The 18795-nt window shown below is 62.2% G+C and carries 18 protein-coding genes and 1 tRNA gene; 10 read left to right on the top strand and 9 right to left on the bottom strand.

The features are described 5' to 3' along the window. The first annotated feature begins 202 nt into the window (after positions 1–202). From melA (AC1D05_RS31310) to melA (AC1D05_RS31285), 6 genes are all read left to right on the top strand, one after another. Positions 203–1669 carry an alpha-galactosidase gene (melA, locus tag AC1D05_RS31310; protein WP_477446219.1) on the top strand — a complete coding sequence of 489 codons (1467 nt, stop codon included), beginning with the start codon at positions 203–205 and terminating at the stop codon, positions 1667–1669. A gap of 99 nt (positions 1670–1768) precedes the next feature. Then, on the top strand, positions 1769–3850 hold the full coding sequence (locus tag AC1D05_RS31305) for an ABC transporter substrate-binding protein (RefSeq protein WP_477446217.1): 2082 nt from the start codon (positions 1769–1771) through the stop codon (positions 3848–3850). Between the two features lie 116 nt (positions 3851–3966). Beyond that, positions 3967–4974: an ABC transporter permease gene (locus AC1D05_RS31300; RefSeq protein ID WP_095198262.1), complete on the top strand. Its 1008-nt coding sequence runs from the start codon at positions 3967–3969 to the stop codon at positions 4972–4974. Then, on the top strand, positions 4975–6114 hold the full coding sequence (locus AC1D05_RS31295; protein WP_477446215.1) for an ABC transporter permease: 1140 nt from the start codon (positions 4975–4977) through the stop codon (positions 6112–6114). Positions 6115–6124: 10 nt separating this feature from the next. Then, a complete protein-coding gene (locus tag AC1D05_RS31290) occupies positions 6125–7792 on the top strand; it encodes an ABC transporter ATP-binding protein (protein WP_477446213.1) in 1668 nt (555 codons plus the stop codon). Positions 7793–7811: 19 nt separating this feature from the next. Beyond that, positions 7812–9182 (top strand): alpha-galactosidase, encoded by a 1371-nt coding sequence (gene melA / locus AC1D05_RS31285; RefSeq protein ID WP_477446211.1) that lies wholly within the window; start codon positions 7812–7814, stop codon positions 9180–9182. 67 nt (positions 9183–9249) lie between these two features. Here melA (AC1D05_RS31285) and yacG read toward each other — a convergent pair whose 3' ends face one another. The 9 genes from yacG to AC1D05_RS31240 form a co-directional block, all read right to left on the bottom strand. Next, a complete protein-coding gene (gene yacG / locus AC1D05_RS31280) occupies positions 9250–9447 on the bottom strand; it encodes a DNA gyrase inhibitor YacG (RefSeq protein WP_477446209.1) in 198 nt (65 codons plus the stop codon). Next, the gene (locus AC1D05_RS31275) at positions 9444–10070 is read right to left on the bottom strand and encodes a Maf-like protein (RefSeq protein WP_477446208.1); all 627 of its coding nucleotides are present in this window, start codon (positions 10068–10070) and stop codon (positions 9444–9446) included. Before AC1D05_RS31275 ends, yacG begins: the two co-directional genes overlap by 4 nt. A gap of 23 nt (positions 10071–10093) precedes the next feature. Next, positions 10094–10312, bottom strand: coding sequence for a translation initiation factor IF-1 (infA, locus tag AC1D05_RS31270; protein ID WP_006200926.1), 219 nt, complete (start codon positions 10310–10312; stop codon positions 10094–10096). A gap of 87 nt (positions 10313–10399) precedes the next feature. Next, complete coding sequence (locus AC1D05_RS31265) at positions 10400–10864, bottom strand: arsenate-mycothiol transferase ArsC (RefSeq protein WP_477446333.1); 465 nt, start codon at positions 10862–10864, stop codon at positions 10400–10402. Then, positions 10852–11337, bottom strand: a complete 486-nt coding sequence (locus AC1D05_RS31260; protein ID WP_477446206.1) for a UPF0262 family protein — start codon at positions 11335–11337, stop codon at positions 10852–10854. The genes AC1D05_RS31265 and AC1D05_RS31260 overlap by 13 nt, the downstream gene beginning before the upstream one ends. Positions 11338–11343: 6 nt before the next feature. Continuing rightward, positions 11344–12636: a histidinol dehydrogenase gene (gene hisD, locus AC1D05_RS31255; RefSeq protein WP_477446204.1), complete on the bottom strand. Its 1293-nt coding sequence runs from the start codon at positions 12634–12636 to the stop codon at positions 11344–11346. Positions 12637–12643: 7 nt separating this feature from the next. Next, positions 12644–13075, bottom strand: coding sequence for a DUF2948 family protein (locus tag AC1D05_RS31250; RefSeq protein WP_477446202.1), 432 nt, complete (start codon positions 13073–13075; stop codon positions 12644–12646). A 275-nt stretch (positions 13076–13350) separates the two neighbouring features. Then, positions 13351–14643, bottom strand: a complete 1293-nt coding sequence (gene murA, locus AC1D05_RS31245; RefSeq protein ID WP_477446200.1) for a UDP-N-acetylglucosamine 1-carboxyvinyltransferase — start codon at positions 14641–14643, stop codon at positions 13351–13353. A gap of 128 nt (positions 14644–14771) precedes the next feature. Beyond that, positions 14772–14948 carry a hypothetical protein gene (locus AC1D05_RS31240; protein WP_477446198.1) on the bottom strand — a complete coding sequence of 59 codons (177 nt, stop codon included), beginning with the start codon at positions 14946–14948 and terminating at the stop codon, positions 14772–14774. Between the two features lie 162 nt (positions 14949–15110). Here AC1D05_RS31240 and AC1D05_RS31235 point away from each other — a divergent pair. The 4 genes from AC1D05_RS31235 to AC1D05_RS31220 all read left to right on the top strand — a co-directional run. Then, positions 15111–15185: transfer RNA gene (locus AC1D05_RS31235), tRNA-Thr, on the top strand. Between the two features lie 92 nt (positions 15186–15277). After that, positions 15278–16849, top strand: coding sequence for a hypothetical protein (locus AC1D05_RS31230; protein ID WP_477446196.1), 1572 nt, complete (start codon positions 15278–15280; stop codon positions 16847–16849). Positions 16850–17008: 159 nt separating this feature from the next. Next, positions 17009–17440, top strand: a complete 432-nt coding sequence (locus AC1D05_RS31225) for an XRE family transcriptional regulator (RefSeq protein ID WP_477446194.1) — start codon at positions 17009–17011, stop codon at positions 17438–17440. A gap of 449 nt (positions 17441–17889) precedes the next feature. Continuing rightward, the coding region (locus AC1D05_RS31220) for an adenylate/guanylate cyclase domain-containing protein (RefSeq protein WP_477446192.1) at positions 17890–18795 on the top strand (906 nt) is incomplete at its 3' end.

Here is an 18795-nt window from a genome sequence, read left to right as displayed (position 1 = left end):
TGAAAGCATAATCCTTCTCTGGTCGCGCTCGTGAATAAGGGCATAATCGCCCCGGAAAAGCGAGAGAGATCCGCAGGCGAGGAGCGGACAGGGAGGTTGGCAGGCCGGAATCCGGCTTGTCGCGCACACATGTCACGGCATGTGGCTGCAACCCATCCCTGTCATTTCCGGCCTGTCATTGGAACAAGATGAGGTGCGGCGGATGAGTTTCAAAATCGCTATCATCGGTGCGGGCAGCGTCGGATTCACCAAAAAACTGTTCACCGACATCCTGTGTGTGCCTGAATTCAAGGATATCGAATTCGCGCTGACCGACCTCAGCGAGCACAATCTCGGGATGATCAAGGCGATCCTCGACAGGATCGTCGAGGCCAACGGATTGCCGACAAAAGTGACGGCGACGACCGATCGCCGCAAGGCGCTCGAAGGCGCGCGCTATGTCATCAGCTGCGTGCGGGTCGGCGGCCTCGAGGCCTATGCTGACGACATCCGCATTCCGCTGAAATATGGCATCGACCAATGCGTCGGCGACACGATCTGCGCCGGCGGCATCCTCTATGGCCAGCGCAACATCCCGGTGATCCTCGACTTCTGCAAGGATATCCGCGAGGTCGCCGCGACCGGCGCCAAATTCCTCAACTATGCCAACCCGATGGCGATGAACACCTGGGCGGCGATCGAGTATGGCAAGGTCGACACGGTCGGCCTCTGCCACGGCGTCCAGCACGGCGCCGAGCAGATCGCCGAGGTTCTGGGTGCGAAGTCCAGGCACGAGCTCGACTATGTCTGTTCCGGCATCAACCACCAGACCTGGTTCATCGATCTGCGGCTGAACGGCCGCAAGATCGGCAAGGACGAGCTGATCGCCGCCTTCGAGGCGCATCCTGTCTATTCGCAGCAGGAGAAGCTGCGCATCGACGTCTTGAAGCGCTTCGGTGTCTATTCGACCGAAAGCAACGGCCATCTCTCCGAATACCTGCCCTGGTACCGCAAGCGCCCCGATGAGATCACCCGCTGGATCGACATGTCGGACTGGATCCATGGCGAGACCGGCGGCTATCTCCGCTACTCCACCGAAACCCGCAACTGGTTCGAGACCGAGTATCCGCAATTCCTCGAGGCGGCGTCGAAGCTGATCGATCCGGCAAAACGCTCCAACGAACATGCCAGCCACATCCTCGAGGCGCTGGAGACCAACCGGGTCTATCGCGGCCACTTCAACGTCAGGAATGACGGCGTGATCACCAATTTGCCCCAGGACGCCATCATCGAGTCGCCCGGCTTCGTCGACCGTTTCGGCATCAACATGGCCGCCGGCATCACGCTGCCGGAGGCCTGTGCCGCCACCTGCATCGCCTCGATCAACGTCCAGCGCATGTCGGTGCATGCCGCGATATCGGGCGACATCGATCTCTTGAAGCTCGCCGTGCTGCACGACCCGCTGGTCGGCGCGGTGTCGACGCCGGAGGAGGTCTGGCAGATGGTCGACGAAATGGTCGTCGCCCAGGCCGCCTGGCTGCCGCAATATGCGCATGCGGTACCGGCCGCCAAGGAGCGGCTGTCGAAATCCGTGGTCAAGACCCGCGAATGGGCTGGTGCCGCTCGGCGCAATGTCCGCTCGATCGAGGAATTGCGTGCCGAAAAGGCCGCGCTGAAGCAGACCGGCTAAAACCCGGACGCAGCGGCGGATCCACGGGAGGCAGGTCCACCGCAGTCGGCGTCCAGGCAGAAGACGAGCAGCAAACATCTGAACACGAGGGAGGAGTTAATGAGGAACCTACGCAGCATTGGCATTGCCGCCGGATTGGCGCTGAGCGTCTCCGTTCCGGCACTCAACGCTTTCGCATCCGAACCGACGGTCCCGCCGACACCGGCGACATTTCCGGCCGAGGGCAAGATCAAGTACGTGGCGCGCGACTCCATCCTGGAGTTCAAGGCGCTGCCGGAATATCACGAGCCCGACTGGGTCACCGAAAAATATGTCAAGACCGGCAAGCTGTCGCCGGTGAAGGACCGGCTGCCGAAGGAGCCGCTGGTCTTCAAGACGGCCAACATGCCTGATGGGATCGGCGTCTATGGCGATACGATGCGCCATGTCATCGGCGGACGACCGGAAGGCTGGAACTATGGCGCCGGCCAGACTCAAGGCTGGGGCGGCATCGATATCGGCCTCTCCGAGTGCCTGACGCGCACCGCGCCGCTGTTCCAGGTCGAGGCCAAGGACACCGAGCCGCTGCCGAACCTCGCCAAAAGCTGGGACTGGTCGAAGGACGGCCACAAGCTCACCATGCATCTAATCGAGGGCGCCAAATGGTCCGATGGCGTGGCCTTCAACGCTGACGATGTCATGTTCTACTGGGATGACGAGGTCGTCGATCCGAACGTCTCACCGCTCAACGGCGCGACGCAGGAAACCTTCGGCGTCGGCACGACGCTGAAGAAGATCGACGACTACACCGTCGAGTGGACCTTCAAGGACGCCTTCCCGAAGCAGTATCTCTACGCCATGGCCTACGGCACCTTCTGCCCCGGCCCCGCGCATATATTGAAGCCGCAGCACCCGAAATATTCGAAGAACACCTACGACCAGTTCAAGAACGCCTTCCCACCGGAATATATGAACATGCCGGTCATGGGCGCCTGGGTGCCGGTCGAGTACCGCGCGGACGACATCATCGTCATGCGCCGCAACCCCTACTATTGGAAGGTCGACGAAAAGGGCAACCAGCTGCCTTACCTCAACGAGCTGCAGTACAAGCTGTCGACCTGGGCCGACCGCGACGTCCAGGCGGTCGCCGGCTCTGCCGACTTTTCCAACCTCGAGCAGCCGGAAAACTTCGTCGCCTCGCTGAAGCGGGCGGCGGAGGCGAATGCACCGGCACGGCTCGCCTTCGGCCCGCGGCTCATCGGCTACAATCTGCGCCTGAACTATTCGGCCAATGGCTGGGGCAACCCGGACGACCGCAGCCAGGCGGTCCGCGAGCTCAACCGCAATGAGGATTTCCGCAAGGCCGTCACCATGGCGCTCGACCGCAAGGCGCTCGGCGACTCGCTGGTCAAGGGGCCGTTCACCGCCATCTATCCCGGCGGCTTCTCCTCGGGCACCAGCTTCTATGACCGCAAATCCACCGTCTATTATCCCTTCGACCTCCCGGGCGCCAAGGCCGAGCTCGCCAAGGCCAGCCTCAAGGACACCGACGGCGACGGTTTCGTGAACTTTCCGGCCGGCACCGCCGGCGGCAAGAACGTCGAGATCGTCATGCTGGTCAACAACGACTACGGCACGGACAAGAGCCTCGCCGAAGGCGTCGTCGCGCAAATGGAAAAGCTCGGGCTTCGGGTCGTGCTCAACGGCCTCAACGGCACCCAGCGCGATGCTTCGCAATATTCCGGCCGCTTCGACTGGCTGATCCGGCGCAACGACCAGGAATTGACCTCGGTCGTGCAGAACACCGAACAGCTCGCGCCCGTCGGCCCGAAGACCAGCTGGAACCACCGCGCGCCGGAAAGCGGCGAGGTCGACCTGATGCCTTTCGAAAAAGACCTCGTCGACATCGTCAACAAGTTCGTCGCGTCGGAGGACAACGACAAGCGCGCCGGCCTGATGAGAGAGTTCCAGAAGATCTCGACGGAACACATCTACAATGTCGGCCTGACGGAATATCCCGGCGCGCTGATCGTCAACAAGCGCTTCTCGAACATTCCGCAGGGCACGCCGATCTTCATGTTCAACTGGGCCGAGGACTCGATCGTCCGCGAACGCGTCTTCGTCACGGCCGACAAGCAGGCGAAATACGAATTGTTCCCGCAGGAGCTTCCAGGCAAGCCTGGAGACAAGGGTCCGATGTAAGTTTACCTCCCCTGACCAAGAGAGACCCGGCCGCGCTGCTGGCGCGGCCGGGACAGACCAACCCTTCGAACGTCCCTCAATGGGAGCGTCCGGCGAGATGAGGAAGCGGACCGTCCATGCTGCGATTCTTGGCTATGCGCATAGCGTCGGCAATACCGGTCCTCGCCATCCTGAGCCTCGTCACCTTCGCCATCATCCAGGCGCCACCCGGTGACTATGCCGACTACATCCGCTCGCAGCTGATCAACCAGGGCGGCGCGTCCTTCGCCGAGGCGGATGCGCAGGCCCAGGCCTACCGCGTCGAGCATGGCCTCGATAAGCCGCTGCCCGTCCAGTATCTCAACTGGATCGGCGGCATCATCACGCGCGGCGATTTCGGCTACAGCCTCTACTACAACAAGCCGGTGGCCGACGTCGTCGGCGAGCGCCTGCCGCGCACGCTGCTCCTGGCGCTGGTCTGCCATTTGCTCGCCTCGGTGCTCGGCATCACCTTCGGCATATGGGCGGCGACCCGGCAATACACCTGGATCGACTCGACGCTGTCGGCGATCTCCTTCCTCGGCATGACGGTGCCACGCTTCCTGATGGCGCTGATCATCGTCTATCTCCTGGTCTTCCAGTTCAACGTCTCGGAGATCGGCTCATTCTTCTCACCGCAATATGGCGGGGCGCCATGGTCGTGGGCGAAGTTCGTCGACCTGGTCAAGCATGTCTGGCCGGTGGTGGCGATCGCCACCTTCGGCGGCCTCGCCTACAATATGCGCGTCATGCGCGGCAATCTGCTGGATACGCTCAACGCCCAATATGTCGAGACGGCGAGGGCCAAGGGCCTGACCGGCAGCGCCGTCGTCATGCGCCATGCCGTGCCCAATGCGCTGCATCCGCTCGTCATGTACCAGGGCGTGGTGCTGCCCTACATGCTCACCGGCGAGATCGAGACGGCGATCATCTTCGCGCTGCCGACCGTCGGCCCGGCGGTTGTCGGCTCGATGGCGGTCGGCGATGTCTATGTCACCGCCACCTTCATGATGGTGCTGGCGGCGACGCTGATCGTCGGCAACATCATCGCCGACATGCTGCTCGTCCTGCTTGACCCGCGCATCCGCCAGTACGGAGAGAGCTAGATGCTGGCGCGCGATCCATCACCACCACCCTTGCCGGCAGAAGGCCCCATCGTCGTCAAACCGGCGCGCGGCAATGAGAGCTACATGGCGCTGGTGTGGCGCCGGCTGAAGCGCTCCTGGACCGGCATGGCCGGGCTCTGGCTCGTCGTGCTGCTGCTGGTGATGGCCGTGTTCGCCGAGTTCCTGGCACCGATGGACCCGAAGGCGACCGATGTCGGCTTCGCGCCGCCGCAATTGCCGTCCTTCCACGACAAGGACGGCAATTTCGTCGCGCGGCCGCGGGTCTATGCGCTGGCCGATTCGGCCGACCTCGATCCGGTCACCTTCCAGCCCGTCGTCGGCCCCGACTACGACCATCCGAGGTTGCTTGGCTTCTTTGTCGAGGGCGCGCCCTACAAACTCTTCGGGCTGATCCCGGCGGACCGGCATTTCTTCGCCTCGACGGACGGCCTGCCGGTGCATTTCCTCGGCACCGACAAGTTCGGCCGCGATGTGCTGTCGCGCGCCATTCATGGCTCGCGCGTCTCGCTGATGATCGCGCTGACGGTGGTCTTCATCATCACCGTCATCGGCACCACCGTCGGCATGGTCTCGGGCTATTTCGGCGGCAGATTCGACATCTGGATGCAGCGCTTCGTCGAACTGGTGCTCGCCTTCCCGCAACTGCCGCTCTATCTGGCGCTGACGACGCTGATCCCGGTCACCGCGCCGACCAATGTGTTCCTTGCCTTCGTCATCATCGTCATGTCGGCGCTGGGCTGGGCGCAGATGTCGCGCGAGGTGCGCGGCAAGACACTGGCGCTGGCGCGCATCGAATATGTGCGCGCCGCCATGGCGGTCGGCGCCACGGACCGGCGCATCATCCTGCAGCACATCTTGCCCAATGTGATGAGCCACGTGATCGTCGCGGTCACCTTGGCGATCCCGACCGTGGTGCTGCTCGAATGCTTCCTCGGGTTCCTCGGTTTCGCGGTCAAGCCGCCGCTGATCTCCTGGGGCCTGATGCTGCAGGACACCGCAACCTATTCCGTCATCGGCACCTATCCCTGGATCCTGTCGCCGGTCGGTTTCGTGCTCGCCACCGTTTTTGCTTTCAACGCGCTGGGCGACGGCCTGCGCGATGCCGTCGATCCGTATTGAGGTGGCTGGGATGACCGTCGTACTCGCCGAGTCCTTCGCACCCACCGTTCGTCATGACCATGACGGGCGCGAGGACCAGCCCATCATCGATGCCCGCAACATCGAGGTCGCCTTCAAGGTCGAACACGGCGTCGTCGAAGCGGTCAAGGACATCTCGTTCCAGCTCTATCGCGGCGAGACGATCGCCATCGTCGGCGAGTCCGGCTCCGGCAAGTCGGTGACGGCGCGCGCCGTCATGGGGCTGCTGTCCAGGCGGGCCACCATGTCGCCGAGATCGAGCATCTGTTATGACGGCCAGAACATCCTGAAATACCCCGAGAGCGAGCGGCGCAAGCTGCGCGGCAACCGTATCTCGATGATCTTCCAGGAGCCGATGAGTTCGCTCAACCCGATCTACACGGTCGGCAGTCAGATCGTCGAGGCCATCAGGGTGCACCGCAAGGTGAGCCGCAAGGCGGCCTGGGCACGGGCGCTCGAGCTGCTGCGGCACGTGCAGATCCCCGAGCCGGAAGCGCGGCTCAAGCAATACCCGCACCAGCTCTCGGGCGGTCAGCGCCAGCGCGTGATGATCGCCATGGCGCTCGCCAACAATCCCGACGTCTTGATCGCCGACGAGCCGACCACCGCGCTCGACGTCACCGTCCAGGCGCAGATACTCAACCTGATCCGCAATCTGCAGAAAGAGCTGCGGATGGCGGTGATCCTGATCACCCACGACCTCACCGTGGTGCGCAAATTCTCCGACTACGTCTATGTCATGCAGCACGGCGAGATGTGCGAGCACAACGTCACCGAACGGCTGTTCGCCGATCCGCAGCATCCCTACACGCAGCGGCTGCTTGCCTCCGAGCCGCGCGGGCGGCCGCAGCCACTGCCGGAGGGGAGCGGCACCATTCTCGAAGCGAATGGCGTGCGCGTCTGCTTCATGCTGCGCCATGGCAGCTTCCTGAAGCCGGACTGGCGCGAACTGGTCGCCGTCGACGATCTCGGCCTCAAGCTTTGCCGCCACGAGACACTGGGGCTGGTCGGCGAATCCGGTTCCGGCAAGACAACCTTCGGCCAGGCACTGCTGAGGTTGACCGACGCCAAGCGCGGTGAGATCCGTTTCGACGGCAAGCCGATCCACAGCCTGTCACGCAACGAGATGCGGCCGTTTCGCTCGCGCATGCAGATCGTCTTCCAGGACCCGTTCTCATCGCTCAACCCGCGCATGACGATCGGCCAGATCATCGAGGAAGGGCTGATCGTCAACAGCATCGGCACGACGCGGGCCGAGCGAGTCGACCGGGTGCGTGAGGCACTGGTCAGCGCCGGCATGCCCGGCGATATCCTGTCGCGTTTCCCGCACGAATTCTCCGGAGGCCAGCGGCAGCGCGTCGCCATCGCCCGCGCCATCGCGCTGGAACCCGAATTCATCCTGCTCGACGAGCCGACATCGGCGCTCGACCTCTCCGTTCAGGCGCAAATCATCGACTTGCTGCGCAAGCTGCAGGACGAGCGCGGTCTGAGCTACCTCTTCATCTCGCATGACCTCAAGGTGGTGCGCGCGCTGTGCCACCGCGTCATCGTCATGCAGCACGGCAAGATCGTCGAACAGGGACCCGTCGACGAGGTCCTCACCAATCCCAAGACCGCCTACACCGAACGGCTCGTCAGGGCCGCTTTCGACGTGGCCTGAACATATGCCGGAGACCAGCATGGCAAGACATCCCAGGATCACTTTTATCGGCGCCGGCTCGACGGTGTTCATGAAGAACATTGTTGGCGACGTGCTGCAGCGGCCAGCTCTGTCGGGCGCAACAATTGCATTGATGGATCTCAACCCGCAGCGGCTGGAGGAGAGCGCCGTTGTCGTCAACAAGCTGATCTCGACGCTTGGCGTGAAGGCCAGGGCCGAAACCTATACCGACCAGCGCAAGGCACTTGCCGGGGCGGATTTCGTCGTCGTCGCCTTCCAGATCGGCGGCTATGAACCCTGCACCGTCACGGATTTCGAGGTACCGAAGAAATACGGCCTGCGTCAGACGATCGCCGATACTCTCGGCGTCGGCGGCATCATGCGCGGCCTCAGAACCGTGCCGCATCTGTGGAAGGTCTGCGAGGACATGCTCGCCGTCTGCCCCGAAGCGATCATGCTGCAATACGTCAACCCGATGGCGATCAACACCTGGGCGATATCAGAGAAATATCCAGAGATCAGGCAGGTCGGCCTCTGCCATTCGGTGCAGGGCACCGCGATGGAACTGGCCCATGATCTCGACCTTCCCTACGACGAGATCCGCTACCGCTCGGCCGGCATCAACCACATGGCCTTTTATCTGAAGTTCGAACATCGCCAGCCCGACGGCTCCTACCGCGACCTTTATCCCGACCTCGTGCGCGCCTATCGTGAGGGCCGCGCGCCCAAGCCGGGCTGGAATCCGCGCTGCCCCAACAAGGTGCGCTACGAGATGCTGACGCGGCTCGGCTATTTCGTCACCGAAAGCTCCGAGCATTTCGCCGAATACACGCCCTATTTCATCAAGGAAGGCCGCCCCGATTTGATCGAGAAATACGGCATTCCGCTCGACGAATATCCCAAGCGCTGCATCGAACAGATCGAGCGCTGGAAAGACCAGGCACAGGCCTATCGTTCGGCTCAGCGCATCGAGGTCGAGGAGTCCAGGGAATATGCCTCCTCGATCATGAATTCGGTGTGGACCGGCGAACCCTCGGTGATCTACGGCAATGTCCGCAACAATGGCTGCATCACCTCGCTGCCCCGCGATTGCGCCGCCGAGGTGCCGTGCCTGGTTGATGCCTCCGGCATCCAGCCGACCTATATAGGCGACCTGCCGCCGCAGCTGACGGCGCTGATCCGCACCAACATCAATGTGCAGGAACTGACGGTGCGGGCGCTGATGAGCGAAAACCGCGAGCACATCTACCATGCGGCGATGATGGACCCGCACACGGCGGCAGAGCTCGATCTCGACCAGATCTGGTCACTGGTCGACGATCTCCTCGCTGCTCATGGCGACTGGCTGCCGGCCTGGGCGCGGACAAGCCGCAAGACCGAGGCCGCCTGACCAATGCATGTCGCCCAAAAGTGGCCCCGGTTTTGGGACAACGACATGCATAGAAACAAAGCCGGCCTTACTTAGGCTCGTCGGCGTCCGGCTCTTCCTCGTCGTCGCGGGCGGAGATGACGTAGGCGCCCTTCAGCCAGCGATTGAGGTCGATGTCCTTGCAGCGCGTCGAGCAGAACGGAAAGGTCTCGCGCGCCGAGGCCTTGCCACATTCGGGACAGGGGCGCTTTGGGCGCAGCGGCGTGACTTTGGGGTCGGAATTCATGGCCGTGCGGACAGCCAGCTTTGATGGATCTTGAAACCTTCGCCAGATAGCAGCGCCACCGTCTCATAGAGCGGCAGGCCGACGATGTTGGTGTAGGAGCCGACCAGCTTGACGACGAACGAGCCGGCGAGACCCTGGACGGCATAGCCGCCGGCCTTGCCGCGCCATTCGCCCGAGGCGACATAGGCGTCGATCTCTTCGCGCGGCAGCCGCTTGAAACGCACGCGCGTCTCGACCAGCCGCTGGCGCAATTTGCCGCCCGGCGTGATCAGGCAGATGCCGGAATAGACCCGGTGCGAACGGCCGGACAGCAGCCCGAGGCAGTTGGCGGCGTCGTCGAGCGTCTCGGCCTTGGGCAGGATGCGCCGCCCGACCGCGACCACCGTGTCGGCGGCCAGCACGAAGCTTGGCGCATAGTCCGTCTCGATCTTCAGCGACGCGAACGCCTTCTCGGCCTTTTCCTTCGACAGCCGTTTGGCCAGCGAGCGCGGATGCTCGGCACGCAGCGGCGTTTCGTCGATATCGGCTGGCAGGATACGGTCCGGCTCTATGCCGGCCTGCTGCAAGAGTTCGATGCGGCGCGGCGAACCCGAGGCAAGCACCAGCTTCTGCAAAATGCTCATCGCGGACCAGTCGAGCCTTGATCTTACTTGAAGCGGTAGGTGATGCGGCCCTTGGTCAGGTCGTATGGCGTCATCTCGACCAGAACCTTGTCGCCGGTCAGCACGCGGATGCGGTTCTTGCGCATGCGGCCGGCCGTATGGGCGATGATCTCGTGTTCGTTTTCGAGCTTCACCCGGAACATCGCGTTCGGCAACAATTCCGTCACGACACCCGGAAACTCGAGGACTTCTTCCTTCGGCATTCGATACCTTTGCTTGGATGGCAGTTCCAGCGCCCCGGCTGGAATTTCGGCGGAACCTATATGATAATCGTTCGCTTGTGAACACGCTTAATCCGTCGTGTTTTTTGCCTCTGGAAGCAAAAAACGTCGGCCTATGCGCAACTTCAGCCGCTCGCGCACGTCGCGATAGGCCGCCATGATCTGCTCGCGCGTGCCGCTGGCGCCGGTCGGGTCCTGTGTCGGCCAGTATTCGACCTCGACGGCGAGCGAGCGGGTGAGCTCCAGCGCGGCATGGTGCGCCTCCGGCGCCAGCGTGACGATCAGGTCGAAATAGTCGTCCTCGAGATCGTCCAGCGTCCTGGGATGACGCTCGCCCAGTGACAGGCCATCCTCGGCCAGCACGGCATCGACGAACGGATCGCGCTCGCCGGCGCGCACACCGGCCGAGGCGACGAAGATGGTGGCCGGCAGCATCCGGCGTGCCAGCTGCTCCGCCATTGGAGAGCGCACGGCGTTCATGCCGCACAGGAACAGGACCGATCGGGGCAGGGGTGCCAGGACTAGCCCCGCCAGTGCAGCACGCAGACCAGCGTGAACAGCCGTCGCGCCGTGTCGAAGTCGATGTCGATCTTGCCGGCGAGCCGGTCCATCAGCGTTTGCGACCCTTCATTGTGCAAACCGCGCCGGCCCATGTCGATCGCCTCGATGTGGCTCGGCGTCGAGGAGCGGATGGCGTCGTAATAGCTTTCGCAGATCATGTAGTAATCCTTGACGATGCGCCGTAGAGGCGTCAGCGACAGGATGTGGGTGACCACCGCGGTGCCATTCTCGCGCGCCACGGCGAAGACCAGACGCTGCTCGGCCAGCGACAGTTTCAGCCGATAGGGACCCGGGCCGCTGTCGTTGACGGGCTGAAAACTGTTCTCCTCGATCAGGTCGAAGATCGCCACCGCCCGCTCATGCTCGACATCGGGCGTCGAACGGCCGATCGATTCATCGAGTTCGACGTCGATCAGCTTTGCGCGGGTTTGATCGGAGCCCGTCATCTCAGCCTACATGTTCAGCCGTATGGCGACGGAGCGGCCATGCGCGTCGAGCCCTTCCGCCTTGGCGAGCGCGATCGCCGCCGGTGCCAGCATGCGCAACTGCTCCGGCCCGAGTTTCAGGACCGAGGTGCGCTTGACGAAGTCGAGCACCGACAGGCCCGACGAGAAGCGCGCCGAGCGTGCCGTCGGCAGCACGTGATTGGAGCCGCCGACATAGTCGCCGATGGCTTCCGGCGTGTGGCGGCCGAGAAAGACGGCGCCGGCATTGCGCATCCGCGATAGGAAGCCTTCGGCATCGTCGATGGCAAGCTCGACATGCTCGGCGGCGATGCGGTCGACCAGAGGCAGCGAGGCATCGATGGTCGGGACCAGGATCACAGCGCCGAAATCGCGCCAGCTCGCCGCGGCCGTCTCGCCGCGCGGCAGGCTCTGCAACTGGCGTTCGATCGCCTGTTCGACCGCTTTGCCGAAGGCCGGATCGTCGGTGATCAGGATCGACTGCGCCGACACATCGTGTTCGGCCTGGGCGAGCAGATCGGCGGCGATCCAGTCCGGATCATTGTTGCCGTCGGCCACCACAAGCACTTCCGAGGGCCCGGCGATCATGTCGATGCCGACGGTGCCGAACACCTGGCGCTTGGCCGCCGCGACATAGGCATTGCCGGGGCCGACGACCTTGGCCACCGGCTTTATCGTTTCGGTGCCATAGGCAAGAGCGGCGATCGCCTGGGCGCCGCCGACGCGGTAGATCTCGGAAACGCCGGCAATATCGGCCGCCACCAGCACCAGCGGCGGTATGGCGCCACCGGAGGCCGGCACGCAGATCGCGATGCGGTCGACGCCGGCAACCTTGGCCGGTATGGCGTTCATCAGCACCGAGCTCGGATAGCTGGCAGTGCCGCCCGGCACGTAGAGGCCGACGGCTTCGATCGCCGTCCAGCGCCAGCCAAGCTCGACCCCGGCAGCATCCGTATAACGATTGTCCTTCGGCAGCTGCTGCTCGTGATAGGCGCGGATGCGGTCGCGGGCGAATTCGAGCGCCTTGATCGTCTGCGCGTCGGCGCCGTCATAAGCGGCGGCGATTTCGGCCTTCGAGACGGCAATGCCGACGCTTTTGAGGTCGGCACGGTCGAATCGGCTGGAATAGTCGATCAGCGCCGCATCGCCCTCGGCGCGCACCCGCGCGATGATCGCGCGCACTGCCGCCTCGACATCGGCGGACACTTCCCGCTTGGTCAGCAGGAAGGCGGCGAAGCGCTGCTCGAAATCGGTATCGGACTGGGCAAGCGTGATGGCCATGGGGCGCTCAAGCCTTGTGGACGGGACGTGACGTGGCTTCCCACGCGCCGCCGATGTCGGCAAGGCGGGCCTCGATGCATTCAACATCGAGCATGATGGTGCCGCCGCCTGAAAAGATCAGCTCGACGATGCCGGCAGGCTTGCTGATCTCGATGAAGCTGATCGCCAGCAGGGACAGCACCTCGGCCGGCTTGTTGCGGGCAATGCCGTTGGTCTTGGCGCCGAGTACCCGGTCGAAATGCAGCACGGCCTGCCGCCGCTCATTGTGCTGGCGGAACAGGCCCGACTTCGCCTCCCAGACGAAACGGTTCATGGTCAGCACGAAACGCTTGGCCGCAGGCAGGAATTCGAGATCACTGACTTTCAGGACAGCGTCCTGGACATGAGCCGAAACGATGCCCAGATCCTGGTCGTCGAGCGCGATAAGCTTGAGGGCCATGCGGAATTTGCACCTAAGGTTGGTTTCAGCCTTCTGTTAGAGCATGATCCCGAAAAGTGGAAACCGGTTTTCGGAAAAGATCATGCTCAAACGAGAAAACTAGAGCCTGTTTTGTCCCGATCTCGTCGAGATAAAACAGGCTCTAGGCGGTCTTTCCGGCCGGTGCAACCGCGACACGACTTCCGCCCGAGGCAATTGCCTCGGGTTTGCGGTATTGGCAGGGGGATGAAGGCGGTACGGAGCACTCTCCGTCCGAAGTTGCTGCCTTCCGATCGTCAGGCCGAAATCCGCTCGATCACCGCGCCGCAGTTGGACAGCTTTTCTTCCAGCCGCTCGAAGCCGCGGTCGAGATGGTAGACGCGGTTGACGGTGGTCTCGCCTTCGGCAGCGAGGCCAGCAATGACCAGCGAGACGGACGCCCGCAGGTCGGTGGCCATGACCGGCGCACCTTTCAGCTTTGCCACGCCGTCGACGATCGCCGTCTGGCCCGAAAGGGTGATGTGAGCGCCAAGCCGGGCCAGTTCCTGCACGTGCATGAAGCGGTTTTCGAAGATCGTCTCGGTGATGCGCGACTTGCCCTTGGCCATGGTCATCAGGCCCATGAACTGCGCCTGCAGATCGGTCGGGAAGGCCGGGAAGGGCGCGGTCGTCACGTCCACCGGCGAAATGCCGGCGCCGTTGCGCCTGACCCGGATGCCGGAATTGGTCGGCGTGATCTCCGCACCCGTCTGCGAAATGACGTCCAGCGCGGTCTGCAGCAGCTCTGGCCGTGCACCTTCGAGCACGACGTCGCCGCCGGTCATGGCGACCGCCATGGCATAGGTGCCGGTCTCGATGCGGTCAGGAATGACGCGCACACGCGCACCCGACAGCGATTCGACGCCATCGATGGTGATGGTTGGGGTGCCGGCGCCGGAAATCTTGGCGCCCATGGCATTGAGGCATTCGGCGAGGTTGACGATTTCGGGCTCGCAGGCAGCGTTTTCCAGCACGGTCTCGCCCTTGGCCAGCGAAGCCGCCATCATCAGCACATGGGTGGCGCCGACCGACACTTTCGGGAACACGAAGCGGTTGCCGATGAGGCGGCCATTCTTGGTCTTGGCGATGACATAGCCGGTGTCGACGTCGAGATCGGCGCCGAGCGCCTGCAGACCTTCGAGGAACAGGTCGACCGGGCGCGTGCCAATGGCGCAGCCGCCGGGCAGCGACACCTTGGCCTCGCCCATGCGGGCCAGCAGTGGCCCGATCACCCAGAACGAGGCCCGCATCTTCGACACCAGCTCGTAAGGCGCCGTCGTGTCGACGATGTTGCGGGCGGAGAAGTTGATGGTGCGCGAATAGCCTTCGTTCTGCTTCTCGCGGCGGCCATTGACCGAATAGTCGACGCCGTGATTGCCGAGGATGCGGATCAGCTGCTCGACATCGGCCAGATGCGGCACGTTTTCCAGCGTCAGCGTGTCGTCGGTCAACAGCGAGGCGATCATCAGGGGCAAAGCGGCATTTTTCGCGCCCGAGATCGGAATGCTTCCGGAGAGCTTGTTGCCCCCGACAATTCTGATGCGATCCATGGAAGAAAGTCCCTCTCGGCCAAAAAGGCCGGTTCAATCGTTTGAGTATCGGCCCGTCTAGACCATTGACCGTCTTGGTTCAAGAAATAGGATTTCCCAGCATCCCGGCCAAGAGTGGCTGATTTGAGTTAATCTTTCTGTATTTCCTTGGCCGAACCGAGCCCATCCGGCCGCTGGTCGGCTTCACCTGTACGGCGCGAGCGCGACTGCGCCTTGCGTTTCTGCAGATTGGCGCGCAATTGCTCGGCGAGCCGGTCCTTGCGGTCCGTACCGCCCTTTTTGGCTGGAATTGTCTTATCGCTCATCGTCCCGCCCCGGCCGGCGACCGGCCAACCCTGCTGCTCAGGGATAGTCAACATTGTGGCGCCGCCATGTCATTGAAAGCTATCCGGCAAAGGCTTTCACAGAAGCGTTGTTCTTGGCCTTGCGCTTACCGGTTCGATATGGCAGAAGCCCCGCCATCGGCGGCTGCGGTAGCTCAGTGGTAGAGCACTCCCTTGGTAAGGGAGAGGTCGAGAGTTCAATCCTCTCTCGCAGCACCAGTCTATCTCCTTGAAATCATTGAAGTCATTGACACTCAACGGTTTCTGTCCATTCTGACGTTACAAATGCCGTAACAAAACGGATGGAATTGATGACAGGCCGCGTTCGAAATCTGCTGAATCGGGACGGCCGCTATTTTGCACGACTTGTCGTCCCGAAAGAGCTTCGACCGTATATGGACGGCAAGACCGAACTGCGAACACCGCTCGGTCCCGACTATCGAACCGCCCTAAAAACACTCCCTGGTGCTGTCGCCGCCCTTCAGCACAGTATGGCCCTAGGCGAGCGCCGCGCCGTCGCGGCTGGCGAACGGTCCATCACTATCGGCCGCTATCCACTTTCTCCACCACAGATAGCGGGTCGGGACTACCAAGCTCTTCTCGCCTTCGACGCAGAGATCCGGGCACATTATCATCAGTATGCGGGCTTTGAGGTCGACTATGAGAAAGGCGAGCGTTTGCGCAATGGATATGCTGGTAAGCTGTCCGACGACGACCTTGATCAGCTTGTCGGCGATCGTATCGAACGTTTCAAGGCTCTCGGCAATCACACTGAGGTGAAGGGGAGTCTGAAGTGGCGCCTGATCGCACAGGCGCTTTGCGTGTCGGCCTACGAGGCCATGGCGAGACAAGACGAAAGAAACGACGGTGATTTCAATGGCAATCCCTCGCACCCGTTGTTAACGACCTCTCAGCCGGCCGAGGATGACCGCCAGCCGGTCTCACTGAAAGGTCTGCTTACTGACTACCTGGACGAACGCGCTGCCGACGGGAAGGGCAGGGAGGCACGTAAGCGCTGGACGCCTGTTTTCGCTAACTTGTCCAAGTTTATACGCCATGACGACGCCCGCAAGTTGACCAAGCAGAATCTCCTCGATTGGAAAGATGCGAGCTTAAAAACGCTAGCCAGCAAAACCGTCGCTGGCGTGTATTTGGCGTCCGTGCGGACGATCCTGAAATGGGCGGTGAACAACGATCGGCTCGAAATCAACGTGGCGGAAAATGTTCGTATCAAGGTTTCGAAAAAGCAGCGTTCGCGCGAACAGGGCTTTACCCTGGATGAGGCGATCGAGGTTTTGAAGGCCGCTCGTGACCATCAACCGAGGCATTCTGACAATCCACAGACGCGGGAAGCACCGCAGACAACCGCCGCAATGCGATGGTCGTCCATCCTGTGCGCCCACACCGGAGCGCGGATTGCCGAGATTACCCAGCTCCGGAAACAGGACTTTCGCTATGAGAAAGAGGTGCCGGTCGTCCGCATCGCGCCGGACGCGGGTTCGGTAAAGGCGGGCAATTATCGCGATGTTCCATTGCACCAGCAACTAATCGACCTGGGCTTTATGGATTTCGTGAATGGCGCTCCCGACGGCCCCCTCTTCTATCCAGCCTCCAAAAGGAAGAACGGCGCGCTCCCCGCGAGAACGGTGGCGGGCCGGATAAGTGACTGGTTGCAGGCAAAGAAGGTCATCCCTCAAGGTGTCAGCCCCAGCCATGGTTGGCGCCATCGTTTCAAGACGGTCGGTCGGGAGGCCGGGGTTGCTGATCGGACGCTTGACGCCATCCAAGGCCATGCAGGACGAACTGCCGGCGACGACTATGGGGACGTGACAATCGCGGCGAAGGCGGCTGCGATTGGACGATTGCCGTCTTACAAGTTTTGAATACTGAATGCCTTACTGGACTTCTTCGTCCAAATTTAACGACCGATTCGCGCAAAATAGTTACGGAAGTCATAAATAAAAATAACATACACTGTGAAAAGACCCATGTTTGTTTCGCTATATATTAGATAGATAAACTCTATCGTAGCGAGAAATGAAATGAATAATACCGCAGGTCGCCCAAATGCGCATACGGAAATCGCGAAGTTCATAGACGGTCGCATCGATCAATTGAAGGGGAGGAAAAGCCAGAAAGACGTAGCCGTCCAAGCTGGGTTTACCAACGTTAATTTTCTCTCGATGATAAAGTCGGGCGCCGCGAAAGTTCCGTTTGACCGCGTTCCCGGACTCGCGAAAGCGCTGGAGTGCGACCCAGCAAGACTTTTCCTCCTGGCGCTCGAGCAATACTTTGAGAGCAGCGCGTTGGTGGCGATCAAGCAGATTTTCGGAACTGTCGTGAGCGAGAATGAGATTTCGTGGATTGAGGCGCTTCGCAAAGCCTCCGACAATACTGATCCGCACTTAACCGCTAAGCGCGCAAAGATCTTGCGCGCCATATTTGGAAAGATCGGACCTTACCCGGGTCAATGACGGCTGCCGTGGGAGCAATCTAACGACGCTTGGGTCGAAACCTCGCCGCCGGCGATCGCTCCCACACGGTTGGCCAATATTTCGGGAGAGCGGGATATGTGTCCGTGGCTATCGCATGCGAACAAGTGCGAACCGCGGTGCCAATGATCACAGGTGCCAGGGTCGAAACCCGATCACCGTGAGCGACCGGCTTCCACCCCGTTGCCGTGATTCAGTTGCGAGCGGTGCATGACGCGATCTGACCCAATGCGGGCGCTTGACCAATAGGAGCGTATCGGCCGCTTTGCTGCCAATAGCTGTCATCACCACGGTAACCACGTCGAACTCCGTGCCCCGATTCTTCCAGAGGAACCTCCAGCTTCGACAGAAATCCGGGTCTAGAGCATTTCCCTGGCATCTGAGTTAATATTGCGACTGAGGGACCCGAATTAAGCCTTGGGAGAGCTGGTGTGGACGTTGCCGCTTGGTTGCGAGGGCTCGGCCTCCAGCAATACGAGCAGGCATTTCGCGACAACGCGATCGACGCGGAAGTCCTGCCGGAGCTGACCGATGCCGACCTCGAGAAGCTCGGTATGCTCCTCGGTCATCGCAAGCGATTCCGCAAGGCGATAGTGGGGCTCGTGCCGTCGTCAAGCCATCCCGACGCGAGCACGGATGACATCGCGGCTCAGAGCCGCACCCGGGAATTAAGCGCGGAGCGTCGACAGCTGACCGTCATGTTCGTGGATCTCGTCGGCTCGACGGCGCTGGCGACGCGTCTGGATCCCGAGGACCTGCGTGAGACCATCGGACTGTATCATCGCTGTGTCGCCGATACGGTCGCCCACTTCGGCGGCTTTGTCGCCAAGTATATGGGCGACGGAGTTCTGGTGTATTTCGGCTACCCGCAGGCGCACGAGAACGCCGCCGAGCAGGCGGTGCGCGCTGGCCTTGCTCTCGTCAATGCCGTTAGGCGACTCCCCGACCCCGAGCCATTGCAGGTTCGTATCGGCATCGGCACCGGACAGGTCGTCGTCGGCGATCTGATCACCGCCGGCGAAGGGCAAGAGCGCGGCGTCGTGGGCGAGACGCCGAACCTCGCCGCCCGCCTGCAAGCTCTTGCCGAACCCGACGCGGTCGTAATCGGGCCGCAAACGCGGCAGCTGGTCGGCGATCTTTTCGAATATCGCGATCTTGGCGCCGTCGAGGTGAAAGGCTTTCCGGAGCCGATCCATCCCTATCAAGTGTTTCGTGAGAGCGCTGTCGAAAGCAGGTTCGAGGCGCTGCATGGGACGACGCCCACGCCGCTGGTCGGGCGTGAGGAGGAGGTCGACCTGCTCCAGCGCCACTGGCATCGCGCGAAAAGTGGTGAAGGT

The organism is Mesorhizobium sp. P2_E9 (assembly GCF_056403815.1).
This window is presented reverse-complemented; position numbering and strand designations above follow the sequence as displayed.